Source organism: Micromonospora zingiberis, from assembly GCF_004331455.1.
GTDB classification, from domain to species: domain Bacteria; phylum Actinomycetota; class Actinomycetes; order Mycobacteriales; family Micromonosporaceae; genus Micromonospora; species Micromonospora zingiberis.
In genome coordinates this window covers 14,448-40,373 of record NZ_SJJR01000033.1, presented here as the reverse complement: position 1 = coordinate 40,373, position 25,926 = coordinate 14,448, and the positions used below count along the sequence as shown (strand labels likewise).

General features: G+C 69.3%; 17 protein-coding genes. 9 read left to right on the top strand and 8 right to left on the bottom strand.

The window, feature by feature from the left end:
* The 5 genes from E0H26_RS27955 to E0H26_RS27930 all read left to right on the top strand — a co-directional run.
* Positions 1-561, top strand: a 561-nt coding sequence (locus E0H26_RS27955; RefSeq protein WP_131309311.1) for a tetratricopeptide repeat protein, incomplete at its 5' end; no start/stop codon positions are given.
* Between the two features lie 156 nt (positions 562-717).
* A complete protein-coding gene (locus tag E0H26_RS27950) occupies positions 718-1,719 on the top strand; it encodes a hypothetical protein (RefSeq protein ID WP_131309310.1) in 1,002 nt (333 codons plus the stop codon).
* A complete protein-coding gene (locus tag E0H26_RS27945; protein WP_131309309.1) occupies positions 1,716-2,174 on the top strand; it encodes a DUF4913 domain-containing protein in 459 nt (152 codons plus the stop codon). The genes E0H26_RS27950 and E0H26_RS27945 overlap by 4 nt, the downstream gene beginning before the upstream one ends.
* Before the next feature lie 454 nt (positions 2,175-2,628).
* A complete protein-coding gene (locus E0H26_RS30205; RefSeq protein ID WP_240742431.1) occupies positions 2,629-3,513 on the top strand; it encodes a hypothetical protein in 885 nt (294 codons plus the stop codon).
* Between the two features lie 104 nt (positions 3,514-3,617).
* Positions 3,618-4,928 carry a hypothetical protein gene (locus E0H26_RS27930; protein WP_240742430.1) on the top strand — a complete coding sequence of 437 codons (1,311 nt, stop codon included), beginning with the start codon at positions 3,618-3,620 and terminating at the stop codon, positions 4,926-4,928.
* Between the two features lie 130 nt (positions 4,929-5,058).
* On the opposite strand, the gene E0H26_RS27925 is transcribed toward E0H26_RS27930, so the two are convergent.
* The 8 genes from E0H26_RS27925 to E0H26_RS27890 form a co-directional block, all read right to left on the bottom strand.
* Positions 5,059-7,128 carry a toprim domain-containing protein gene (locus E0H26_RS27925; RefSeq protein ID WP_131309306.1) on the bottom strand — a complete coding sequence of 690 codons (2,070 nt, stop codon included), beginning with the start codon at positions 7,126-7,128 and terminating at the stop codon, positions 5,059-5,061.
* Complete coding sequence (locus E0H26_RS27920; RefSeq protein ID WP_131309305.1) at positions 7,118-7,324, bottom strand: hypothetical protein; 207 nt, start codon at positions 7,322-7,324, stop codon at positions 7,118-7,120. The genes E0H26_RS27925 and E0H26_RS27920 overlap by 11 nt, the downstream gene beginning before the upstream one ends.
* Complete coding sequence (locus E0H26_RS27915; RefSeq protein WP_131309304.1) at positions 7,321-9,192, bottom strand: type IV secretory system conjugative DNA transfer family protein; 1,872 nt, start codon at positions 9,190-9,192, stop codon at positions 7,321-7,323. The genes E0H26_RS27920 and E0H26_RS27915 overlap by 4 nt, the downstream gene beginning before the upstream one ends.
* The gene (locus E0H26_RS27910) at positions 9,189-10,643 is read right to left on the bottom strand and encodes a hypothetical protein (protein ID WP_240742429.1); all 1,455 of its coding nucleotides are present in this window, start codon (positions 10,641-10,643) and stop codon (positions 9,189-9,191) included. The genes E0H26_RS27915 and E0H26_RS27910 overlap by 4 nt, the downstream gene beginning before the upstream one ends.
* Before the next feature lie 25 nt (positions 10,644-10,668).
* Complete coding sequence (locus E0H26_RS27905; protein WP_240742428.1) at positions 10,669-12,165, bottom strand: SCO6880 family protein; 1,497 nt, start codon at positions 12,163-12,165, stop codon at positions 10,669-10,671.
* Between the two features lie 5 nt (positions 12,166-12,170).
* Positions 12,171-13,517, bottom strand: coding sequence for a hypothetical protein (locus E0H26_RS27900; protein ID WP_240742427.1), 1,347 nt, complete (start codon positions 13,515-13,517; stop codon positions 12,171-12,173).
* Between the two features lie 2 nt (positions 13,518-13,519).
* Positions 13,520-14,212, bottom strand: coding sequence for a DUF8175 domain-containg protein (locus E0H26_RS27895; protein WP_476703383.1), 693 nt, complete (start codon positions 14,210-14,212; stop codon positions 13,520-13,522).
* A gap of 77 nt (positions 14,213-14,289) precedes the next feature.
* A complete protein-coding gene (locus E0H26_RS27890) occupies positions 14,290-14,586 on the bottom strand; it encodes a hypothetical protein (RefSeq protein ID WP_131309298.1) in 297 nt (98 codons plus the stop codon).
* A 358-nt stretch (positions 14,587-14,944) separates the two neighbouring features.
* Between E0H26_RS27890 and E0H26_RS27885 the strand changes: the two genes are divergently transcribed.
* From E0H26_RS27885 to E0H26_RS27865, 4 genes are all read left to right on the top strand, one after another.
* A complete protein-coding gene (locus E0H26_RS27885) occupies positions 14,945-15,481 on the top strand; it encodes a hypothetical protein (RefSeq protein ID WP_131309295.1) in 537 nt (178 codons plus the stop codon).
* A 6-nt stretch (positions 15,482-15,487) separates the two neighbouring features.
* A complete protein-coding gene (locus E0H26_RS27880; RefSeq protein WP_131309293.1) occupies positions 15,488-16,606 on the top strand; it encodes a M23 family metallopeptidase in 1,119 nt (372 codons plus the stop codon).
* A 1,003-nt stretch (positions 16,607-17,609) separates the two neighbouring features.
* Entirely contained in the window at positions 17,610-17,864 is a 255-nt protein-coding gene (locus tag E0H26_RS27870) for a hypothetical protein (RefSeq protein ID WP_131309287.1), read from the top strand.
* A gap of 47 nt (positions 17,865-17,911) precedes the next feature.
* Positions 17,912-25,711, top strand: coding sequence for a hypothetical protein (locus E0H26_RS27865; RefSeq protein WP_131309284.1), 7,800 nt, complete (start codon positions 17,912-17,914; stop codon positions 25,709-25,711).
* Positions 25,712-25,926: the final 215 nt, after the last annotated feature.

The window sequence follows — 25,926 nt, the reverse complement described above, 5'->3', positions numbered from 1 at the left end:
GGTGACCGTGCCGGCGAAGCCGCCACCCTGACCAACATCGGCCGCGTGTACGACGGGCTGGGGGATCGGCAGCGGGCTCTCGCCTACTACGGGCAGGCCCTGCCCATGATGCGGGAGGTCGGTGACCGTGCCGGCGAAGCCGCCACCCTGACCAACATCGGCCGCGTGTACGACGGGCTGGGGGATCGGCAGCGGGCTCTCGCCTACTACGGGCAGGCCCTGCCCATCCGGCGGGAGGTAGGTGACCGTGCCGGCGAAGCCGCCACCCTCAACAACATCGGTGCCGTGTACGACGGGCTGGGGGATCGGCAGCAGGCTCTCGCCTACTACGGGCAGGCCCTGCCCATCCGGCGGGAGGTAGGTGACCGTGTCGGCGAAGCCGCCACCCGATACAACATTGCGATGATCCACCGAGCGGAGGGGAACCTCGACCTGGCTATCGGCGAGCTCGAACTCGTCGTCGACCTCGACCGCCAAGTCGGCCGTCCGGACCTTGCATCCGACCTTGCTGTGCTCGAACAGGTACGCCAAGAACGAGCAATGACTCGGAACTCGAACTGACCGTTGTTCAGATCGTCTCCGGATCACTCCTGCCGCTGCCTGCCCAGCAGCAGTCTTACCTGTCAGCCGCTACCCGTAGCGGAGTCGACCCGGATGTCCACCCGTAGCCGCTCCCGGTAGCGCCGCCGACAACCGGCGCTCCGCAGCATCGCCGGCATGGAACCCGAGCATCACGATCCTTGGAGCGAGGGCAACCAGCGCGCGATGGAACGGCTCATGGCCCTCGGCGTACTTGTCGAGGCCGGGTCGCGGCTGGCAGCTGAGAACGCCCGCGCCAAAGCCAACCGAGCCGAACAGGAACTACGCGACCAGACACGCCGGGAACAGGACAAGCAAAAGGCGAAGCGGGACGAGCAGAAGGCGAACCGGAAAGCCGAGCGGCTCGCCGCAGCGGACGCCTCCCGACGCAAGCGGGAATGGGTCCGTCTCGTCGGGGACGAGAACGGGCTACGCGGCTACCTTGCGGACCTGCCCGCCGTGGAGGTGGCGCGGCACTGGGGACAGGCGGCCCGGAACGCCGACCGCAATCCCACCGACGCCGCTGTGCTGACCGCCGCCGAAGAGGAACTGCGCCGCCGCGCCCCGAGCCTGATCGACTTCTACCAACGGGGCCGCGACGCCGGCCTGTCACGCCAGGACGCGATGGCGGACGCGGCCCGCTACGTCTGGTCCGGATCGGGTCCCGCCCGTCCGCATGGTGGCCAGCCCTCCACCGTCGGCGCGCTCACCCAAGTCGGTGACGAACTCGACCAGGAAATCACCCGACTCGCCGGCACGCTGGACCCGGTTGGCCGGGCCCGACTGCTACGCAACCTCGAAGACAGCGGCTGGTCCGCGCAGTCACTCGCTCACATCGAGACCCTCCTCGACCGGGCCGAGGCCGAGCAGCGCACTGCGGCCACCACCGAAGCCACCCCTGACGACCCCGCCACCGCCGTCAACGAACACCAGGCAGCTCGCGCCGCCGCAGCAGCGGCAACCGGCCGCGCCGGTGACCTCGCCGCCGATGCCAGCGCCCACGATGCGACCGCGCCAGCGGCGGCGCGGCTGGCGGCCGAGTCCTTCGCCCTGCCCGCGCAGCGGGCACTCACCGCTCACCCGAGCGCCATGCCAGCCCGTACCCCGACCGCGCATCCCGCCCTGAGGAGGACCCGGTGACCAGCCGCCGTGACGAGGACCTGGTCGGAATGGTCGCCGCCTTGCAGACCCAGGTCGCGGAACTCACTCAGCGGCTCGACGACCAGGCGCCCGGTGCCACCGAGGCGCCGGCCGCCTTGAGGTTCCCGACCGTAGAAGCCTGGGTCACCGGCTTGTTCCTCCCGATGTTCGCGTGGCGTGTCGACGGGCAACGCTGGCACTGGTGCCCGCAGTGGTGGCGCCACGCAGAGGCCATCTGGCGCCTCGAACTGCTCTGGCGTTCCTGGGAAGTCAGCCGTCTCGCCCCGACCGGCATGTCCGGCTGGTCGGTCGAGGTCGACCGGCACATCCACGAACTACTCGGCGACAGCGGGTCCTTTAAACAGTGCCGGGCCGCCGACGAAGATCGCGCAGCCCGTCACACCGACCTGCCGTCGGCGACCGCCGACTCCGCCCCCGACGGGTGGTGGGACTGATGACCGCCCCGATCCGAGCGGTCGCGTTCGGCGGAGGCGTCCAGTCGACGGCGCTGCTGGTCCTCGCCGCCACCGGAAAGATCAACTTTTCCACATTCCTCTTCGCCAACACCGGTCGCGACTCTGAGGACCCAGCAACTCTGGCGTACCACCAGCGGTACGCCAAGCCGTACGCGGCGGCGCACGGCATCGAGCTTCACGAGCTGCACCGCCCACGCCGCGACGGCACCGTCGAGACCCTGTGGGGCCGACTCACCCGCGAGGGATCACGAAGCCTGCCCATCCCGGTTCGCATGTCGAACGGCGCACCCGGCACCAGATCATGTACTGCGGATTTCAAGATCAAGGTCATCGGGAAGTGGTTGAAGCAGCACGGCGCGGGCCGTGACAGGCCGGCGACGGTGGGCATCGGCATCAGCCTAGACGAGGCGAGCGGGTCAACAGACGCCAGGCGATGCCGTACGAGATCCCGGTGTACCCCCTGCTTGACCACGATCCTCCACTACGCCGCCACGACTGCGCGGGCATTATCGCCAGAGCGAAACTCCCGGTTCCGCTCAAGTCCGCGTGCTGGTTCTGTCCTCTCAAGACGCCCCGAGGCTGGGGCGAGATGCGGCGCGATCGGCCGAGCCTCTTCCACTCGGCCTGCGACCTGGAAACTCTCCTGAACGCGCGGCAGAGCACGCTCGGCAGAGATCCGGTCTGGCTGTCGCGGTACAACCGCCCTCTCGCCGAAGCGATCCCCGAAGCGCAGCAAACCCTGCCAGGGCTCGACCTTGAACCTGGCGACGGCCTCTGCGACAAACAACTCTTGCTTCACCTGACCAGCGCCGACAACTGCTCGGTGCGAGCACCCGAGGGCGGATGCGACGCCGCTTTGGTCAGTTATTCACAGGGCTTCGCTGCCGTTGTGGACAGAGTTCTGGGCTGTGGAAAGGATCCGGGAATGGACTACATCACCGCGCTGCAGCAGGCCATCACTCGTGTGGAGGAACGGGGAATCGTCGACGACACGGAGGCGCAAGCCGGCCTGCGACTGGCCTGTCTGGCCTTCGACTCTCCGGACGTGCCCTCCCAGCAGTGGGCACTGCTCGGGTTCGAGTTGCTCACTGCGCTCGCCGAGCTGTATCCCGAACCGGCACCGATCGCCGTCACCGTCACCACGGCGCGGTCCTCGATCGCGTCCACCGCAACGCAACGGACCCTCATCCGCCTCGTCTCGGTGCTTGGGGACGGCTACGACCAGGCGAGTCAGCAGCCGGAGTTGTCGGCTCAGCGCCGCTTCGCCTACGCCGCGACAGCCGAGCGATTGAACGCCGCGGTGCGAGGTCTGGTGTGACGTACGGAGATTGGCTGTCGCGGGCGCACGACGAGTTGAGCGAGGCGCAAGCACGCCTGGCGTCGGATCCGGCGGTCACCCTCGACGACGTCGGAGCGACCGTCGTGGCCCGGCAGCGGGTCTATGCCCGGCTGGCCAAACTCGTGGAGCTGGTCGTCGGCGGCCAACCGGCTCGTGCCGACATTGACCGCGGAACCGTCGATGTCGCTCTGCGGATGCAGGCGGGGGATCACACGACACGGCTCTACCTGGGACTTTCCGCTGCGGCTCGCAGCGACCGGCGGCCCGTTCTCCCCACGGTGCCGATCTGCCGGGTCGGCCGCCATCTGGAGTCGGCGGCGGAGGCGATCGCGGTGGCCGGGGAGATCCTGGCCGGTCACGCGCCGCCGGCCCGGGAGCCGCTGACGCCGGAGGGCGCGGCAATTCGTGCCGGTGCCGGGCGGAAAGCCGGCTTGGTCGACATCGCCGTACTGACCACCGACATGCTGGCCATCGACGCAGGGCTACCTGAGTGGCTGTCCGGCAGCCATCGACTCGCGTACGGCGTCTTCGAGACGGTGGCGGACGAGGCCCGCTGGACGAGCAGCGGCTCCCTGACCGAGGTCGTGCACCAGATGATCTCGGACGCCGGCGACGCTCCATCGCTGCTGCACCTGCTGGAACCGCCGCCACCGGTCCCGGTAGGTCGCCCGGCGATCAGCGATGGCGCGTCGGCGCTGCGCTCGCTGGTCGCCACGCGAGACTGGATGCACCGCAACCCCGGCGAGGTGCGCGTCATGCACCTGGCCAAGGCGACCCAAGCGGCACTCGCGGTCAGCGCACTCGCCTCACCCGGCGCTGTTGGAGCGGACTGGCGATCGTGGAGCGCAGCGGCCCACGCAGCCGGTCAGCTACACGGCACGCCCCCACACGGCCCGGCAGCAGCGCAGACAGCTCGTGAGCTTGATCTGGTGACAAGATGGGTCCGTCCTGGGCCACCGCGACCAGGCCATGTCACCAGCCGTGGGTCCCGACTCGAAGCGATCGACAAGCTGGCGGCGGTGCTTCCGTCACTGTCGGAGGTTCTGCGTGTGGCAGCCCAGATGGCCGCTCGAAACCGCCACTTCTTCGTTCTCGGCCGCCGGGAACTCGAACGCGTGCCCAGGTCGCTCGTGTACCACGCTGTCGCCCGATGGTGCGTTGCGCAGCCAGACGACGAGCAGGTCTACCGGTTGAGGTCAGCGCTCGCCGCTGCGGGCTCCTCCGCACTCGCATCGACGCCGTCGCAGCTACCCCGCGCGGCACCACGCCTGGCCAAGCTCGCCTTCGCGGCGCCGGTCGACGCCGAGCCAAGCCAGCAGGCGAAAGGCGCGATAGACCGGGCTGCACGGGAGGTCGTGCCACGTCCGAGCCGCCACGATCATTCGCGCCGGTGAGTCGATGTCGCCGGACAGGTTGGTGCGAGGTGCCGGCTACGACGCCGGAAGCAAGGCTTCAATCGGTCCCCGGGTCTTTCCCGGGGACCGATTGCGTGTTCCGCGATCGGACGCACAGGGCCACAGCCGCTCAGCGCCAGCGGCCGGCGGCCGGCTGACCGAACCTTCGCACCGACTCGGCCTGCGGCGTCGTGACCGCCGCAGGTCCGGTTTCTGCGTCCGTGAAGCAGGTCTTGGCCAGGGCCGCCGGGGATCCTGACGCCGTCACCGTCGCGTGGGCGTTGGTCCTGGTCGTGGTGACCAGAGCCGGTGGTGCGGATCGGGCGTGGATGAGTAGGACCGTCGCATCTCGCGCGTTGTGCTGCCCGACCCCGCGGGCGAGCCGGTCGGCGCTGGCTTGGGCATCGCTCATGCCCGCCAGCTCTGCCGCGAGCTGGCGCTCGGGGATCGCGCGGTGCACGCCGTTGTTGCACAGCAGCAGGGGCCCTTCATCAAGAGGGCATACGCTGATGTCGCCGGCGCGAATGCTGGAGGTGAGCAGCACGTCTGCGATACCAGGCGTCGGGTGTTCTCCCCGATCGCGGCGTTGCCGGCTGGCGGTGTGATCGGCGGTGACCTGGGCAAGTTGGCCGGCGCGGATGGTGTAGGCGCGGCAATCGCCGGCCCAGGCAAGCTCCCACCGTACGCCGTGACGGTGTGTCGGGGATGGGTACGCAGAGACGACGAGCAGGGAGGCGTCGCCCGCCTGGCTGGCGTGGACCCCGCCGTAGAGGGCATTGATCGCTGCCCGTGCAGCGTGCAGCCCGGCCGCTGGCGTGGAGCGCAGGCTGACCGTCGCCGCGATGTCGGCCGCCATCTGCGCGGCGGTCGCGGCTTGCGCGTGGCGGCCGATGCCGTCGGCAAGTGCCCAGACGGTGATTCCGCTGCTCGGGTCGTGGCGTGTGATCGCGGCAGTGGTGCCGGCGCGGCGGCCCACCGTGCAGTGAGCTGTGGCCGAGACGGTCATGTCTGTCTCGGTGGCTGCACGAGGGCTGACGGGAGTCGAGCCCTCGGCCGGTGGGCCTGCCGCCGGTTGAGCGGCGGGGGCCTGGGCAGCTACGTCCGGCGGCGGGTCGGTTCCGCCGGGGGTGTCGGTGCGGGCGCTCCATGCCTCGATGACCCCACGCGCGACGTCGGTCGAGGCCAGGCCGAGCCGCTCGGCGGCGGCTTCGGCCATGTCACGGGTGGCGTGCGGCGCGTCGACGAACAACTCGGCGATAGCCCGGTAGGCGATGAGCCGATCTTCGACGAATCGGACCGGATCGGTGATCCGCTTGGTGGCGAACAGCCGGTCGATCATGTTGGTCATCTGGACCTGAGCGAGGGGTTGGATGGCGCCGATGATTTCGCTGATCGCCCAGGCGGGATCCATGGCGCCGAGCATGTCGGCGGGGTCCTGTCCCTTCGGCAGGCGTACTCCGGAGACCTGGCCGGGCCATCGAGAGGCGATCGGATATGCCCGGTCGACAGCTCGACGTCCGGCGTCGTCGCCGTCGAATGCCAGGATCAGGTGCGCACCTGGCAGGGTTTGTTGGATCAGGTCGAGCTGATCTCGGGTGAGGTTGGTGCCACATGGTGCGACTGCGTACAGCGACTGTTTGTCGGAGACAGCGGCGTGCGCGGCGGCCATGCGGTGCATCGCGAGGACATCGGCGGCGCCTTCGACGACGAACACGATCGGGTCGCCGATACCGGCGGGCCGGTTCGCGAGCTGCTGGCCGAGACCGTACAGCAGCAGGCGTTTGCGGTAGATGGCCGTCTCCGGCGTGTTCAGCCACTTGGCCTCACCGCGTCCGCCCAGGTCGCGGGCGGTGAATCCGACGACGCGGTTGTGCACGTCGGTGATGGGGAACATGAGCCGGTCGCGGAAGCGGTCCAGCAGGTGTCCGCTCCTGTTGTGGACGAAACCGAGGCCGGCGCTGGTCACCTCGTCTTCGGTGAATCCCGCTGCCCGGAGGTGGGTGGCCAGCTCGGTCCACCGTCCCGGTGCGTAGCCGACCTGCCAGGGGCCGGTGGGGTCCGCTGCGGTGCTGATGCCGTGGCTGTGCAGGTAACGGGCCGCCTTGCCTGAGGCGGGCAGCCGGCTGGCGTAGAACTGGGCGGCGGCGGCGTTGACCGCGTAGAGGCGTTCCGGCGGCGGGGCGGGGCGTTCACCGGGCATCGTCGGTCTCCGTCGGTGTGGCCGGCGCGACGGTGCTGTCCGTGTCCGCCCGCAGCGTTGCGAGGGTGTGCACATGCACGAGGTGGGACAGCGCCCGCAGCTCACCGGCGAGCTCGTCGATCTGCCGCTGCAGGTCGGTAAGCATCGCCTCCACCCAGCGCAGGTCGGCCGACAGCCGTGAGGAGTGGCCGCTCATGACAGGCCTCCGCGGTCGGTGGACTTTGTTGCGTCCGAACTCGACGGACCGAGGTGGTCGGCACCCAGGTCGGCGAGGGCGGTGCGGGTGATGGCCTCGACGTTGGCGGTGGTGTCGGCGCCGATGATTTCGGCGTGCTCGCCGCGGTACCACGGCATCAGATCGATCATCGCGGCTCGGGCGCCGGTGGCGAGCAGGATCGCCCGCCCCCGCTTGAGGGCGCGAAGGTCACCCGGTTCGAGGATCCGGCGCCGTTGAGCGCTGGTGGAGTAGCTGGTGTGACCGTTGCCGTCGCGGTTGATCGAGGTCGTCGCGACGTCGTGGTCACCGATCAGGCGGGAGATGTCCTCGGCGTGGCGGGCGTCGTCGAGCCCGGCACCGATGAGCTTGACGGTGGCGGCGGACCAGAGGGCCGTCATGCCGCGTTCACCCCACACGCCCTGGCCTTGGGCGATGTTCTGAATGATGGTGATCGGGATGACCCCTCTACCGCCGAGATGGCTGTAGAGCTGCGGCAAGTCATTGATCTTGCAGATGTTGGCCGCCTCGTCCAATACCGCCAGGACGGGCGGGTCGATGCGGCCACCGGCGGCCTCGGCGTGGACGACGGCGGTGCGGAACACGGCGTCGGTGAGCGCGGCGACCAGGGGAGCGGCGGCACCTGCACCTTCCTTGCTGAGCAGGTAGAGGGTGTCGCGGGCGCCGGGGAACGTGGTCACGTCGAGCCGGTCCAGGGCGCTGGTCGGCGGTGTTACCCAGGCCATGATTTCCGGATCAGAAAGGCACCGGGCGGCCGTACGCGCGGTTTCATAGACGCCGTCCCTGGTTTCCGGGGCCCCTCCTTGACGGCCGGCGAGCGCACGGGCGGCCTGGGGGTACCCGGCGGCGCGCAGCAGCGTGACCGGCTCGCGGCTGGTCACGTCGGACAGCCAGGCTTGCACGTCGGTGAGCGTGCCGCCGGAGTTGGCGGCGGCGAGGAAGAGACACATGAGCAGGTCCCCGGCGGCCAGCGGCCAGAACGGGTCGGAGGAACCGACGCCCCGGATCTCCTGGATGAAGTGGTCGGCGAGCCGTGCGGCTTCCTCAACTCCGTTGATGGTGGCCAGGGGGTCCCACCAGAGCGTTTGAGGTTGCCGGGTCACCCGCTGTGGGTCGAACGTCCAGACCCGGCCGACCCGCTCGCGGGCTCGGGCGGTGGCCGCCCACAGGTCGGAGCGATTGCTGGTAGCGAGCACCGGTCCCGGTGCGTCCAGGATCGGGGGCACGGCGAGGCTGGTCGTCTTGCCGGCCCGGGGCGCCATCACGGCGAGGAGCACGTCTTCCCAACTGGACCGCAGCACCGGCCCGCGGCGGTGGCCCCCGCTGACGAGTCGTCCAAGCGCGATGCCGATCGCGGTGGCGGGCACCTGCTTGGGTGCACGTCCGGCGAGGCTCGGCCGTAGCCGCTGTGCCCGCGCAAGCGCGGTCGTGCCGATGAGTTCGTCGACGTCGCGGGTGCGGGCGAGGGACGGCAGTGGGTCTCCGGCCTGCGGGCGGCGGGCCTGCCACCACGCCCACGCCCAGAAGCCGGGCACGACCGTCGTGGTGAGCAGTAGCGCGTAGATCAGCGCTACCAGTAGCGGTGGCACGCCGGGCCACAGATGCTGCCAGTCCTGGTCAAGCAGGCGCTTCGTGAACTCCCAGCCGAAGGATGGGCCGGTGTCCCAGGGGCGGCCGGCGGCCACGGCGGCGAGGCGGCCGGCGATCCACGCCAGCCAGGTCAAGGCCGCGGTGGCGGCGCAGGCCCCCAGGATCAGCCATGGGGCTAGGGGGTATCCGCCGGCGCTACCGCGTGGGTAGATCGGCTGCTGGTTGCGGATGCCGCTCATCGGGCACCTGCCCGTACGGCGGCGTCGGTGTCGTAGAGGGCGAGTTCTTCGCCGACCAGGTGCAGTGCGACGGGCATTCCCGCCCGCTCGCCGGTCTTGACGAGGTACTTTCCGCGACCGGGATGCATGGCGCCGGGCACCAGTGCTTCGGGGGCGGCCCAGGATGCGACCATGTCCCGCTCGGGCTCGGACAGCCGGACCATCTGGCTGATCCGGTCCAGTTCCCGGCCGGGCAACGCGGCCAGGACCTTGATGGCGCACCGTTCGGCCATGCCGCGTCCCTTGGCGCGGTCCTCGTCGCTGGCCAGCGCGTCCAGGTCGTCCAGCGAGTGGGTGAGCATGATCTGTGCGACGCCGAGGTTGCGCGACAGCCGGGTGAGCGCGTCGGCCGGCTCGACCAACCCGGGCGCTCCCCGGAGCGCCCGCCACAGCTCGTCCATGACGGCGAGGTGTCGTCGTCGGGGAGCGAGGCCCTGGTCGGCGAGCACGGCGGCAGCGTCGATGACGGCGTATCCGTAACTCCAGGTGGACAGCATCGCGGCGGCGACCAGCTTGTCGCCGGCGGCGGCCACCCGGGAGATGTCGATGCTGACCGCCTTGGCGGACAGGTCGATCGGGGTGGAGGTGGCGGAGTCGAAGACACCGGCGAGCGTGCCCTCGCACAACAGGCGCAGGGTGGCTACCAAGTCGTCGATTCGGCGGCGGTAGTCGGCCGCCGAGGTAGCCCGCGCCGCGGCGCGGATGGTGTCCGGCCCCTGGTCAAGCACCGCGAGCACGTCGGGGATCACCGGATCTCCGGTGCGCCGTTCGGCAAGCAGGTCGACGACCCTGCCGAGAACGACCTCTTCCGTGTTGCTGACCTGCCCGCCGTCACGCACAAGCGTGCACAGGGCGATGAGCAGGGTCAGCCGCCGCCCGCGTACCTCCAGACGAAGCTGGTCGGCGTCGGGTCCGCTCATCCGTGACAACACGGTGCCGAGCGGACCGGCGTCGAGCGGGTTGATCCGGTCCAAGCCCCTGCCGACCCGAATGACCTGGCCATCCAGGTGCTGCACGACCCGGGTGTAGTCCGGCTTCGTGTCACCGAGAATCAAGATCTGGGCACCGGTGGCGGCCATTCCCATGACCAGCCGCTTGGCCAGTGCGGACTTGCCGGCGCCCGGCTGGCCGAGCACGAAGACACCGGTGTTGGTGATCAGTCCGGCGTTGAGCCACTCGAACGGGTCGAGCAGCACGGACTCACCCCAGAGCTGGTGGCGGCCGATCGGCACGCCCAGCAGGGGAGCGCCGCTGCCGGCGGTAAACGGGTACAAGCCGGCGGCCTGCACGGTCGTGGCCTGGTACTCGGTACCGGCCGTTACGTGGACGGCGCGCCCGGCACCGGGTCGACGCCATCCCCAGGCCGGGGGCATGGGGCCGAGCGCGGACACGTCAATATCTGCGAATGCCATGGGAGTGCTCCTGGAAAGAGGAAGATCAGTTCGGCCACTGCTGGGCCAGCACCGGCGGGCAGATCCCGGCCGGGAGAGTGACGGCGAACCCGGCCGCCTGGGAACGCCACAGGCGACGAAGCCGCACCTTGCACGTCTCCGCGCGGCTTTCCACATCCGCGACGGCCCGGCCGAGGTCGGCCGGATCGAGCACGGTGGTGGTCACCCAGAGGCTGATCAGGCCGACACCTGCGCCGAGCGCTTCTTCTCGTGCGGCTTGCGTGGCCTGCTCGTGGTCGGCGATGTCCCGGGCGGTCGGATCGAGCTTGCGGGCTCGCCGGTAGGCGGACCGGAACTGGGCGGCGTTGACCTGCCGCTCGACCTCGCCGGCGGCTTGCCCGGCGGTCATCGGGCGGTACAGCAGCGTGACCCGTTTCGGCTGCTCGCCGGGGGCGAGCAGCCGGGCGAGCACGTGATGCGTGACCGGCTGACGCGGTGCCTCGTGCCACGCCCAGGTCACACTGGTGGCGCCATCGTGCTCGTAGCGATCGGTGTGCTCCTCGGCGGCGACCGGGCCGGCGTTGCTCCAGTCCAGCAACTCGGCTGCCGCGTCCGGCGCGGCGCTGAGCAGCCGGGTCACCTCGCCTCGACTGGTCGGATCGAAGGCGTGCCGCACGATTCCGGCGATCTGCGCCGCTGTCGCTCGCCCCAGCACCGTCAGCCCGCACCCGGCCAGCGCGTCCTGCAAGCCGGGCAAGGCGCGATCGACCTCCGCGAGACAGTCCGGCACCGTCCTGGGCCGGGCCGGCGACGCCGCCGGCTCGAAGGTGATCGACACGGTCGTTTGCACGTCAGCGGCGGCCTGTGGTGCGGCGGCGATGAGCTGCTGGATCACTCGCACCGCTGCCGCTGGCCCGTCCGGTGCCAGCCGGCCGGTGATGTAGTCAGCCAGCCGGGTGCCGGAATCCGGCGCGGTGTCCACCGTGACCGCGACCCACCGCACGATCGGCACGTGACCGAGGCCGGCCAGCCAGCCGCCCCAGTTCGACACCCAGGCGGTCGCCGCCTCCGGGTCAGCCAGCCAGGTCGACTGCGCGGCGCACCGCAGCGTGACGGTCATGGTCCTGAGCCGGCGATGCCACACCACGCCATACGTGCCGCCGTGGCCGTCATCGACGGACAGCAGGACGGTCGGGGCGAGCACGCCCGGCAGTTGCCAGGCGTGCTCCTGCGCCGACATCACGCCGCCGCGGAAGCTCGTGCGGCCACGGCCGGAACCGGTGACCCAGCGGAAGCGCTGCACGAGTGCCTGCGCCAGGGACACACCGTCCCACTGAGCGACGTTGCCGACGATGACGATCAGGCAGACGGGGCCGACCACCGCGAGAGCGGTCAGGCTCACCGACACCGTGATCAGCGCGACGGTCATCGCCGCCAGCACCACCATCGTCTGACCGAAGCCGAGCCCGAACATGCCCAGCGGTCGAGCGCGACGCCAACCGCCGTAGGTTCGTGTCTCCTCGGCCTGAGCCTTCGTAGACATCCCGATCACCCGGTTTCCGTCGATCGGGACGCGGTGCTCGCTGCGGACTTGACTGCTGCCCCCGCAACCTGCGCGCCGACAACGACACCGGCGACGACAGGCGCGGCAGGGCCTGCGGCGGCGGACGCCCCGGCCGCACCGGCGCCTGCGGCACCAGCGCCCGCACCCGTTGCGGCGCTGCCGCCCGCGGTCGCCGCCGTCGTCGTAGCGCTACCGGCTGAGGCGCCGGCGGTGGTGGTCGTCGCGGTACTCGCCGAGGGGGCGGCACCAGCGGTGGGGGAGGGGCCGGTGAATACCGGTGGGGTCGGTCGAGGCGTGCCCGATCCGCTGTCGCCGCCGCTGGGCTGCGGCGGGTAGCGGCGGTCCATGTCCCGGGCATAGTCCGTCGCGGACATGCCGGAAGAGCCGCGTCTCGACGCGACCGCGTGCAGCCCTGCGGCGCCCGCCGCAGCCAGCATGCCGGCGGAGTTCCCGCTGGTTTGTACCGCGCCGACGGTCCAGTTGAAGAACCGCATCATGGCCGGCAACGCCACGAGCGTCATGCCGAGCATCCCGGCGCCGGTGAACCATGTCGAGATGTCCCGGTTCTGCGGATCGCCGACGAGCATGAACGCGACCGCGTAGCTGGTGGCGGCGAACGGCTCGTAGAAGACCATCGCGAGCAGCCAGCCGAGCACCCGCTTCAACCAGTTGCTGGTGGCTGCGGTGAAGCTGCCGCTTGCGGCGAGTTGCAGCATTCCGGCGAGAATGATGATGGCGCCGTTGCGGAACAGCAGCAGCATCGCCTGCACGATGCTCGCCACGAGCACGACCATGCCCACGACGACCACCAGGACGCTGCTGATGCTCGGTCCCGCGGGAAGCAGCAGCATCTGCATCCGCGCGGCCAGCGCGTTGGTCTTGCAGCCCGGGTCGACGCCGAGACCTGGCGCGCAGTCCATACCCCAGGTGAGGACCCATTCGGTGTAGGACTCGCACGCCCGGAGCAGCATCTGCGTGCCGGTGAGGCTTACCGCGCCGAACAACGCGGTCGTGAACAGACCTTTCACCACCGCGACGAGCGGTTCCCCCTTGCGGTTGATGATCAGCAGGAGGGACTGCCACATGATGCCGCCGACCGAGACGATCAGGGCGAAGGGCAGCATCCATCGCTGGAGAGTCTGCGCCGCTGGCGCATGCTCGACGTCGACCGGCGGCAGGTACAGCCACCACGTCACGGTCGACGTGATCAGCGTGGACTGGGCCTGGCTGATCAGGTCCGCCAGTTGACCGATCATCGTCTCGGCCACGGCGCCCGCCACCTCGGTCGCGCCCTCTTTGAACTGGCATTTGAGATCCCACGCGTCGCACATGGCTACCTGCCCGGCAACGGCGTGTAGCTACGGGTGACGGCAGGGCCGACCAGAGCACGGACCGTGGACCAATCACCGCGGGGCGGAGCGATCAGACTCCAGTCCGTGCCCGTCCAGGAGACCTGCACCACCGTGGCCGCGCGAGCCACGCCACCGCTGCCGTCCGGCGCTTCGATGAGCAGCCGCAGGCTGGCCGCCTGCGGGCCGTACGAGTCGATGCGGACCCCGGCGATCGAGGCGTAGATCGGAGACAACGGATCGCCGTAGGGAATCTGCAACTGCTCCTGGGCAACGGCGTAGTCCTGGGTCACCGCGTCGATGTACGCCCCGACGTCCGGCCCGACGACCTGCTCACGCAGCGTCGGTTCCCAAACCCGGGGCCCCACCTGCGGACTGGTCCGCACCAGCAGATGCAGCGCGGCGAGAACGGCACCGGACGATGTCTGCGCGAAACCTCGCGCTCGCCCAGCGGCGGAGTCGCGTGGACCCGCGGTAGCGGAGACCGGCAGAGCGAGCCCCGCCACGGTGATCCAGGTCAAGTCGGTAGGCCAAGAAACCTCGACGGCCACCTGCTGGGGTACGTCGGGCGCCGGGGCATCCGCCGGCGGATTCGCCTCGGTGAGTGGCTGTCCGGGCGAGGCGTGATCGTTGCGGTTGTCGTCGCCACTGCGGGCGACCGCAACCGAAGCCAGCACAAGCAGTGCCAACCCGACGGTGACGATGACCGTGGGACTGATGCGGCGACGGGGTGTCGCTTGCGAGATGCGGCGGTTCACGAGAGCGCCACCCCCGCGATGCCGGCGGCCAAGCTGGTCAGCGCCAGTCCGGCGAGCACCCAGGGCACGCCCGCGGCACCATCCACGGCGGTCTGCGACCGGTTACGCCGTCCGATGATCATCATACCGGCGCAGATCATGAACCCGAGAACACCCGCGACCAGCAAGATCCACTTTCCCCAGCTGAGGAAGCTGGTGGCTACTGCTTCCATTCCGGGCGGTGCTGACGGCGCAGGGTTCGGGGCGTCCGCGGCGAGCACCGCTTGGCCGGCAACGACGAGCTTGAGGATCATGTTGATCTCCTCCGACAATCGAAGTGCGGCCCGGTTGGGGCCGCTGCCGGAGACGTTCGTTGGGGTGCGGAGCCGTTACGGTTGCTGCCGACGTTGACGGGAGGGCTACGGGCGCTAGGGGTAGCCCTGGTCCGGAACTGCTCTCCGCTGCTGCGCGGGTGTCCGGCGCGACAGGGCTCGTCCTCGATCTGTTGAGCAGGCCGGTCTCGTGGCTGGCTCTCCGTGCGTCGCCGGACTGATTGGTGCCGGTGAGGCGAATCCACGCCTCGGCTTCTTCTGCTCCCCGGGCGCGCGGAGCCGGTGGGTTACGGCGCTACGGCAGCGTCGCCGCCTACGGGCGGGCCTGAGCGTGACCAGCATGATCCGCTTCAGTCGCATTCCCGCCCTCCTGGCGGGCGCATTCCTGGCCGGGCTACTCGCTGCCTGTTCGGCGGCGGCCCCCCAGCCTCGTCCGCAGCCGTTCGAGGCGTCGCCTCTGCTCGTCGACCCGTCGGTGAACTACCGCGACCCGTACGCGGTGTGCGCCGCGTTCGCCGTCGCCGTGCATCGTGTGGACACCGCCGTCGACCGTGATCGCGCCGACGTCTACCGGCGGGCCGCGATGTACCTGGACGCCAGGTTGGCTGCGACGGTGGTCGACCAGGACTCGGCGCGCCAGACCCCGCAATGGCAGGAACTGGTCCACCACCGCGCCTACACCGAGGTTCAGCTCGGCCCGTATGTCGGAGACGCGCTTCCGCCCGATACCGCCGAGCAGCGGCACGTCGGCGCACTCGTGACAGTGCAACCGATCGGGCGTGACGGCTGGCGGGGCCCGCTCGTACGCCACACCGTCGTGTGCGGTCTGCGGCCGAGCACGGTCGGATGGCGGATCAGCGAATACGAGATCGGCTGATCGGCGATGACCGACACGAACGGACTGGCCAGCCCGACATCGGTGCGCGCCCTCGTACTGCTGCTCACCGGCGTGGTGGCCATTGCGGCCGGTCTGGTCGCCTTCGTGGCCTCGGGTGCCGCCGCCCTGCTCGCCGCGAGTCCAGCGCTGGTCGCCGCCCCCGCCAGCGGCCCACTCAACGCCGACGCCATACCGCCCCATGCGCGTTACCTCGCTCCCTGGGTGGTCCGCGCCGGATCGATCTGCCCCCAGATCACGCCGCCGATGATCGCCGCGCAGATCGACCTGGAGAGCAGTTGGCGTGCCGACGCCGTCGCCGACAATCCGCCCGAGCGCGGTGGGCCTGCCATCGGCATCGCGCAGTTCCAGCGCGGCACGTGGGCGAGTTGGGGCGACGACTACGACGACGACGGGCGCAACGGGCCGGACGACCCCGAAGACGCCATCTACGCGATGGGTCGCCTGATGTGCGACCTCGTCGCGTGGGCCTCCCGCAACATTACGGCGAACGTGCTGAAGGGCGACCCGCTCGACATCGCCTGGGCCGGCTACTTCTGTGGCCGTGGCTGCATCGCCAGCGCCGGCGGGGTACCGGCTGCGGGCAAGGCACACGACTATCCCCATCAGGTCCGCTCCCGCATCGGCAAGTACACCCTCGAAGCAGGAGGCACCGGCGCCTGGCGCCTTCCGCTACCCGCCGACAGCTACCAATTCGTCAGCAGGTTCCGGCCGCCATCGCGGCCCAGCCACGACGGTGTCGACCTCGCCGCGGCGACCGGAACTCCGATCTACGCCGCTGCGGCCGGCGTCGTCTTAGCCGCCCGGTGCGACAGCGCGTACTGCGACCGGCCCGGAAACCCGAACCTGTCGGGCTGCGGGCTGCTGGTCAACATCAACCACGGCAACGGCATCGCCACCCGCTACTGCCACGCGGTGCGTCTCGCCGTCTCCGCCGGCGAGCAGGTCCAGGCTGGGCAGCTCATCGGCTGGGTCGGCAGCACAGGTCGCTCCTCCGGTCCACACCTGCACTTCGAGGTCCACCGAAACGCGCCGCCGCTGACGGCTGCGAACGCGGTCGACCCGCTGTCCTGGTTGGACTCGGCGGGGGTGCATATCCGTCGATGAGCAGGAACTCGGCATTTCCGACCTTCTTGTCGCTGGTTCCTGCTGGCGCTCCTCGCGAGCCCGGCCATTTCTGGAGGCATCACCAATGTTGGTAAGTGCTTACGACTCTCAGTCCTCGCGACAGATCGCCGGCTCGATCACGGTACGGGCGGTGGGCCGAGCTGCTCATCGCAGTCATCTGGCCGAAACGCGCGTCATCGACGTCGGCGGCGGGTGGCACACGGGCACCTGGCGTGTCGACCTACGACGGCTTGCCGACCGCGCCCGCGTGACGGCACTCGCCCTGCGTACCCAACCCGGTGAGCGCCAACTCTCCGACCACGACTGGTCGGAAATCGTGCGCGGCATGGCGGACCGTATTGGTCTTGGGGACCGGCCATGGGTGGCTGTGCGAACCAACCCGACCACGCTCACCCTCCTCACCGACGCCACCAACGGGCCACTGCGCACCGAAGCCGCACGGGCTTATGCCCGTACGCCAGCAGTCACCTCCCGAACTACGCCCACCCATCCACCACCGGCGTCGGCAACACCCACCGCCGCTGCCGACCCCGGCACCGCCGGGACGGCCAACCCGGAAGCTCCGCCGAATGGCGTTGCCCAGCTGAGCTTTGCAGTCCCGCCCACTGCCGCGCCGGGCGCTGCCGCCGGCTCCCCGGCCCACCAACCCGGTGGAGCGCCGATCCATGGGGCAGGCACCCGTCCGCACACCAGATAGACGAGGAGCCGCAGCATGACGCCCAGCGCCGACGACGCCATCCTCCGCAAGTCACCGTCAGGAGACAAGCCACGCGAGGCCCCATCGGCGGCCAAGGACCACCACAACAACGGCCGGGATAAGGGCGACCGCAGGCAGCGGGGGATGTGATTCCATTGGCCAGGAAGCGCAGGGAGATAGCCGGGCAGCTGTCGTTCGACGACTACCTCTGGGCGCGTGCGTCGGAGCCGGACGACTTCGACGAGTTGGAGGTGGAGGCGAGTGAACCAGTACGCAGCGCAAGCAATGAGTCACTGGAGGAGCCACCTGCCGAATCGGTATCGGCAGGTCGAGGACCCGGACGAGTTCTTCACGGAGTTGGGGGAGCAAATCGCCCAGCAGATCGAGGAGCTGAGCAGGACGCTGGCAGGCCCGGACCCGGAGCAGGAGACGTACCTGAGCAAGGTCGGCCGGCTCAACAACGCCAGGCTGAGCGCCGAGGGCCAGGTCCTGCGGGAGATGCTGCCCGACCCGGCAACCGACCTGAGCCCGGCCCGCTAGAACCTGCCGTACCGCTACCGGGGGCTGCGCTACCGCCCCCGGTGGCGATGGCTTCACCCGACTCCACCGCGCCAGACATCACCCAACCCGCTCAGCGGCCGACGAACAACCCGACCGCGGCCACCGACCTGCTTGGCGAACTGGCGAACCTGCCACACTCCGCGCCGCCCGTACCCGCAATCGAGCCGGAGAACGATCCCGTTCCTTCCGCCCGCTCCTCCGGCTTCGAGTCGCACGACACCGAGGCGGCGCCGAGCGGACCGAGGTTCCGGCCCACCGAGCAGACGGACCTTGCCCCCTCCGGCCAGGCCGCCCGAATCAAGGCGAACATCGCTGCGCTGTGGGTGCTGCGCACGCTGCAAGCCGACCAGCGGCCCGCCACCGTCGAGGAGCAACAGGTACTCGCTCGCTGGTCCGGATGGGGTGCCGTTCCGGCCGTCTTCGACCCGGATCGCGACGACAGCACCTACGTGTGGGCGCGGGAGCAGCTTGCCGAACTGCTCGACGAGACCGAGTGGCGTGCCGCGCGACGGACGACGCTCAACGCGCACTACACCGACGTCTCCGTCGTCAAAGTGGTGTGGGACGCCGTGCAGCAGCTCGGCTTCACCGGCGGCGACGTACTCGAACCGGGATCCGGCAGCGGCAACTTCATTGCCTTTGCGCCGGAGCATGCGCGAATGGTCGGTGTCGAGCTGGACCCGGTCACCGCAGCCATCTCTGCAGCCCTCTACCCGGACGCCCGGATCCTCAACGAGAGCTTCGCTGACACCCGCATTCCCACAGGTGCCTTCGATCTCGTCATCGGAAACCTTCCCTTTGGCAAGGTCGCTTTGACGGACCGCCGGCACAACCCGGGCGGTCATAGCATTCACGACCACTTTATGATCAAAAGCCTTCACCAGCTGCGGCCAGGCGGGCTCATGGCGGTGCTCACCTCGCACTTCAGCATGGACCGGGCGAACCCTGCGGCCCGCCGGGAGATCACGGGACTTGCCGACCTGGTCGGTGCCGTTCGGCTGCCCTCAAAGGCCATGGCGAGAGCTGCGGGCACCGACGCCGTCATGGACGTACTGATCCTGCGCCGTCGAGAGGAAGGCCGCCCCGCCACCGCCGCGCGGGAGTGGGAAACCACCCGGCGGGTCACCTTGGGCGAGGATGAGGTACGCGTCAACGCCTACTTCCTCGACCGCCCGGGCCGGGTGCTCGGCCGGCTCGGCACCGGCGGCCTCTACAGCGGAGACGAACTGGCCGTCGTCGGTGACCGCGACTGCGCACAGGCCCTGCGCGTTGCTTTGCAGGAGGTGGTGGGGGAGGCGCAAGCCCAGGCGCTCACCTACAGCCCCGCCCGGCAGGCCACGCAGTCGCAGCCGATCGCGTTCGTCGCCGCGACGGAGCAGCAGCCCGATGGCTACCTGGCGCTGCGCAAGGACGGCATGTTCACCCGGGTGATCAACGGCCAGGCCGAGCCGTATGCGCCGCCGAAGACGCAAGCTGACGAACTGCGAGAGCTGCTGCGACTGCGCAACCTCGCCATGCGGCTGCTGGAGGCAGAGGCCGCGACGCTCGACGACACCGAGGAAATTGGCCATTTGCGTGCCCAGCTTGGCCGCCGCTACGACAGCTACGTTTCCCGGTTCGGGCCGATCAACCGTTACAACACGTACGAGACGGGCAAGGTCGACGAGGAGACCGGAGAACCGATTCTGCGGCGGGTCGCCCCCGCACAGGGCGGATTCCGTGCCGACCCTTTCTCCAACCTCGTCTACGCCCTGGAGCGCTTTGACGAGGCGTCGCAGATCGCCTACAAGTCCGACATCTTCACGACCCGGGCGATCGCTCCTCGCGCACCGAAGCTCGGCGCGGAGACGCCTGAGGACGCCCTCGCCATCTGCCAGGACGTGTACGGCCAGATCACGCTGGAGCGGGTGGCGTGGCTGCTCGGCGTAGACCAGGACGAGGCCCGTCAGCAACTGGGCACCCTGGTCTTCGACGAGCCCGGCACCGACCGGCTTGTCCCGGCGGCGGAGTATCTGTCCGGCAACGTGCGGGTCAAACTGGACCAGGCCCGCGCCGCAGCTGAGCAGGACGAGCGGTACGCGCCCAACGTCGAGGCCCTGACCGCCGTGAAGCCCGCCGACCTCACGCCGGAGGAGATTCGCGTACGGCTGGGCGCGAGTTGGGTCAGCGGTGAGACCGTGCAGCAGTTCCTGCAAGAGCTCTTGGATGATCCCACCCTCGCTGTCGAACACGGCGCCGGCGGAGCCGACTGGACGGTCACCTCGAAGCGGCGCGCTACGACCCTCGCCACAAGCACATGGGGCACCGAGCGGAGATCCGCAGTCGACATCGCCGAGGACCTGCTGAAACAGCGGCCCGTGCGCGTCTACGACATCGATCCCGTCACGGAAAAGCGCCGGTTGAACGCCGACGCCACACTCGCGGCGCAAACCAAAGCGACCGAGATCAACGAGCGGTTCAGCGACTGGCTGTGGGGAGAGCCGCAGCGCGCCAACGCCCACCTGGCCATCTACAACGAGCGATTCAACTCGCTCGTCCTGCGCTCCTACGACGGGGCAAAGCTGACACTGCCGGGCCTGGCTCTCACCTTCAAACCACACCCGCACCAGTACAGCGCCGTGGCTCGGATCGTCAATGAGCCGTCGGTCGGACTCTGGCACGAGGTCGGCGCCGGCAAGACCGCGGAGATGGTCATGGGGGCGATGGAGTTACGTCGGCTCGGCCTGGTACGCAAGCCGATGATCATCGTCCCGAATCACATGCTGGAGCAATTCAGCAGGGAATTCCTCCAGCTGTACCCCCAGGCGCGGCTGCTGTCCGCCAGCAGCGCGGACCTGACCGCGGACCGTCGCAGGTTGTTCCAGGCCAGGGTGACGACCGGGGCGTGGGACGCGGTCATCATGACCCACCGCGCGTTCGAGCAGGTGGCCATGTCGCCGGAGTACCAGCGCACGTACCTGAAGTCGAAAATCGAGAAGCTGGAGCGGCGGCTGGCGTCGGCGGACGCCGCCGGTCAGAAGCGGCTCGTCAAACAACTCGAAGGGGCCATCAGTCGGGCCGAGGAACGGATCAAGAAGAAGCTCACCACGAAGAAGGACCCCGGCCTGACGTTCGAGATGATGGGCGTCGATTACCTGTTCGTCGACGAAGGCCACCTGTTCAAGAACCTGGAGCGGCCGAGCCGAATCCCGGGCATGGGCATCCCTGGATCCAACCGGTCCACCGACCTGGACATGAAGCTGCGGTGGCTGCGCGAGACCAACGACCGGGTGGGCACCATCGCGACCGCGACCCCCGTAGCGAACTCGCTCGGCGAGGTCCACACCATGCTCATGTACCTCGCCCTGCACCTCATGCGTTCCCTGAACATCGACGAGTTCGACGCGTGGGCGGCGACATTCGGCGAGACGGTCGAGGGAATCGAAGTCGTCCCCGAAGGCGGCGGACTACGCATGAACAGCCGCTTCGCCAAGTTCTACAACGTGCCCGAGCTGCTGCGGTTGCTGCATCAGGTCGCCGACGTCAAGACGGCCGAAGACCTAGCCCTGCCCGTACCAGCGCTCAAGCAACGAGAGGACGGCCAGCGGCTGCCCCGCACGGTCGTCATACCCGCCAGCGACGGGCTGAGCGACTACCTCACCGCCCTGGTCGACCGGGCCGACAAGGTCCGGCGCGGCGACGTCGACCCCACCGACGACAACCTGCTGAAGATCACCCACAACGGCCGCTCCGCCGCGATGGACCTGCGGTTGGTGCCACCCACGGCAGACGAGATCGCCGACGTCCTGCGCCGCTTCGAGGTCCTCGAAGACGAGCCAGCCGCCGCCGTGGCTGCGAACCTCGCCGCCCTGTGGTCCCGGCAACGGCCCAACCCCTTGGACCCCACCACTGCCGCATGGCCCGGCGAGGTGTGGCAGGACGAGGGCGCTCCGCCTGAACTGCTGTGGTCCGGGCCATTCAGCGAGGAAGTCCAGTCCGCGCTGCTCGCCATCCGCGGCATCGACACCGAAGCGCCGAGCAAACTGGCCGCCGCGGCGGAGACCATCGCCCGCATCTACGCCGAACACCGCGACGACATCTTCAGCGACAGCGACGGCCAACCCCACCCGCGACCCGGTGCGCTTCAGATCGTCTTCAGCGACCTCGGCGTACCGGCGGCCGGCTGGAACGCCTATGACGAGCTGCGAGAGCAGCTCGTTGCTCGCGGCGTACCCCGGGCGCAGATCCGGTTCATGCATGAGGCCGGCAACGACGCGGAGAAAGCGGGCCTGTTCGCCGCTGCCCGCGACGGACGCATCAGCGTCCTGTTCGGCAGCACCGAGAAGATGGGTGTCGGCACGAACGTGCAGCAGCGCGCGGTCGCCCTGCACCACCTGGACTGCCCGTGGCGGCCAGCGGACCTCCAACAAAGAGAAGGCAGGATCCTCCGACAGGGCAACCAGAACGCTGAAGTCGAGATCATCCGGTACGTCACCGAAGGCTCCTTCGACGGGTTCATGTGGCAGACGGTGGCGAGAAAGGCCGAGTTCATCGCGCAGCTCATGCGCGGCCGGCTCGACGTCCGCGAGATCGAGGATATCGGCGACGCCGCGCTGTCCTACAACGAAGTGAAAGCGCTCGCGACCGGCAACCCCCTGCTGCTCGACCAAGCAGCACTGCAAGCCAAAGTGACCAAATTGGAGCGCCTGGAGCGCTCGCACCACCGGGAACGCGATCGGATGGCCTGGGTCCGGCGCGAACGTGAACAGGACATCACCATCCTGCGGACCGAGATCGAGGAAGCCACCGCGGCTCGGGCCCGTCGCATCGACACGAGCGGAGACAAGTTCCGCATCACCGTGCTCGGCCAGAGCACCGCAGAGCGCAAGCAGGGCAACCTCCTCCTACGCGACGCGCTCAAGGCGCTCACCGCCCCGCCCCCGCGCGGCGAGCAGGAGGTCGCCACCATCGGTGGATTCCACGTCGTCGCCGAACATCGGTGGATCGAGGCCCAGAACCGGCGCCTGCTGTACGTCAGCCTGCCAGACCTGCCCCGAGCCGAGTTCGCTCTCTCGCCCGCCGAGCTGGACAACGCGGACCTGGTCAACCGGTTGGAAAACCGGCTACGTGGACTCGACGCCATCGTCGGGCAACTGCAACGCGACCTCACGGCCAAGGAACAGGACCTCGACCGGATCACGAGCGGTCTGGACGCGCCCTTCAAACACGCCGACGCGCTGCGCACCGCCCTCCTTCGGTTGGAGGAGGTGAACGCGCAGATCGCCGACGCAAGCAAGTCCCAGCCTTCAACGACGCCGGCTGCCCCCGCCGAGACCACAGCGGCGCCGAAGCACGTCGATCCGGCTATCATCCGCACCGGCCGTCCCGGACACCCCGACGGCAACGACACCATGCAGGTCCTCACCCTCACCGCCGCCGCCATCCAGACCTACGGCTGGGTATCCCGCCGGGACGCCGACGCCAGCGACGGCAAGCTCGTCCCAACCGCCGCCATCGTCGACACCGCCATCAACGGCGACGGGTACGACGCCACCGGGCTGCGGCAGGAACTAGACGCCGCGGTCACCGACGAGACGCGCGCCTACGCCGCGGCGGCACGCGAGTACGCCATCGCGCTGCCCGACGCTGACGTCAGCGATTACGCGTACCAACTTCGGCTCGCCGCCACGGAAGACACCGTCGGCCCACGCCACTTCGCCACCCTGGTCTCCGCCGTCTCCAGCTACCGGCGGCACCTGCAAGACCAAACCATCCGTCATACCACGGCAACGTCCACCTGGCAGGGCCAGAAGGGCGACAAGGCCAGCTTCGACGCCCGTGTCCTCGCCGCTCGCAGCTACAACCGACACCGACGTGGTGGCGGCCAGTCCGCCGCCACCACGCTCTACCTCGCCGACGCGTCCGGAAACCTGTGGACGTGGCGGGCACCCAACCTCAACGCCTTTCGCGACGGCGCATACGTCCATGTCAACGGCAAGATCAAGGGCCACGACACCACGGACGGCCACCGGCAGACCGAACTCGGCCGGTGCCTACTCACCCCGATCGACCAGCCCGCAGACTGGCCCGGGGCGCACAAGGACACCACCAACCCGCCGACAGAAGCCGCCCCACCCCCCGCTGAACCTGAACCTCGCCGTGCCGAGCCGCCGCCGGACCGGGCGCAGCAACTCGCCGAGACACCTGAACCGTCGGCAGAGTCTGCGGGGACACTGCCAGCTGCCACCGTCGCCGTGACGGCACCGGTCAACCTTGATGCCTGGGCTGCCGGCCGCGGGACACGCGCGAGCGCAGACGACATCACCTGGCTCTCCGACGTGCTGACCAGTCTGGCCAACGATCCCCAGACGCAGATGTGGGCGCTGGCCAACTCCCTGGACAACTTCGCGCACCCGTTCGCCAACATGCTCGCCAACACCTTCATGGACGCCTTCGAGGAGCGCATCGACTTCCTCCGGTGGGCCTACTTCGGCGACAAGCAGGACCAGGCCGCGTTGCAGGAAGCCGCCACCGAAGCAGTCCACGCCGCAGTTCGATCCGCGGCCCGTGTTCAAGCCATCGCCGCTCGGGCTGAGGCGGAACCGGAGGCAACCCAGCCAGCCGGCATACCGGACGACGACGAGCCACACGTTGATCCCGACCACACCGCAGAGCCCGAGCGCGGTGCGGGTACGCCGGGGCCCGACCAGGCAGAACCTGCAAGCAGCGATGACCTCGATCAGCGGGAGCAGCAGATCCGTTATCGCCAGATCGCGCTGAAGATCGAGGAGCACGCCGCCGGCTACCACCGAAGCACCGGATCAGCGCACCGCTACATCGCCGAGATGGTCGGCGCTACCCCAACCGAACTCGAGTGGATCAAGACCTACATCGCCGACCACCCCGAGGTCCTCGAACTTCCGTACCGCACACCAGGCCAGTGGGACCAGATCCGGCAACGGCGTGGCGAAGAGGCATTCCAGCAGGCCGAGGCCGCCCACGCCGCAGGCGACCTGACCAGCGCACTGGACTGCCTCGACGAGGCACGCGCCTGCGGTGTGCTCTCCCTCGCCGAGTGGCACGCGGGCCGCGAATACGTGCTCACCCACGCCACCAACGAGATCCCGTCCCCGCCGACCCCGAACCCCGAGACTTCGGATCGTCGCGAAGAACCTCAGCAGCAGACGCCCCACGACGTCGCTCTCACGGACCGGCAAACCCGGATACGGCAGCGCCGGCTGGTACTAGCGCTCGAACAGTACGGCCCCGGAGAAGAGCAGAACCCAGGCGACGGGCTGCGGTGTGCCGCCGAAACAGTGCGCGCGACGGAGCAGGAGCGCAAGTGGATGGCCGACTACGCACAGGCCAACCCCCAGGTGCTGGAGGGCGAACGCCTCGGCGACGCGCGCATCCACGACATCAATCGCAGGGCCGGACGGAAAGCATTCGCGGCTGCCACCGAAGCGATGAGGCGAGGCGCTTTCGGCCTCGCCCTGGCGCGGCTCGATGACGCCGAGGTGCATTGCCCGGAAGGGCACCCTGACCGCGGCGTCACTTGGGATCACTACCGAAGAATTGTGCGATCAAAGGCGGGGCCCTGCGCCGATGGAGAGCCGGGCGCAGCCGCTCGCTCGGGATCTGGGCGGACGGACTCGGCGACACAGGAACACTCAGGGACGGCAGCCCTGGCGAGGGCCGGCCACGCAGCACTGCAGCCCGCGCCGACGGCCGATGCCAGCCGGGCACTGGCAAATCCGGCTCCACTGGCGACTGCCACGCGGCAGTGCTCAGGGACGTTGACCGAAACTCGGTGCCATCAGGAACGGCCGGGCGCCCGGAGGCCATGAGAGCAAATTCGATCACGAGGCCATACGTATCCACACCTAAAGGGTGGCCCGGTTGCCCAGGTGGAGGACTTGCCGCAGGCCGCGACGAACGGGCACACTCGGGACGTGAGTGATGAGTTCGGATCGTCGAACAGAGGCCATCCTAATCGGACTGCTGACCCTGTCGTAGATAGCCACACCTTGGACAATCACCACCACACGGTTCGAATTGTGAC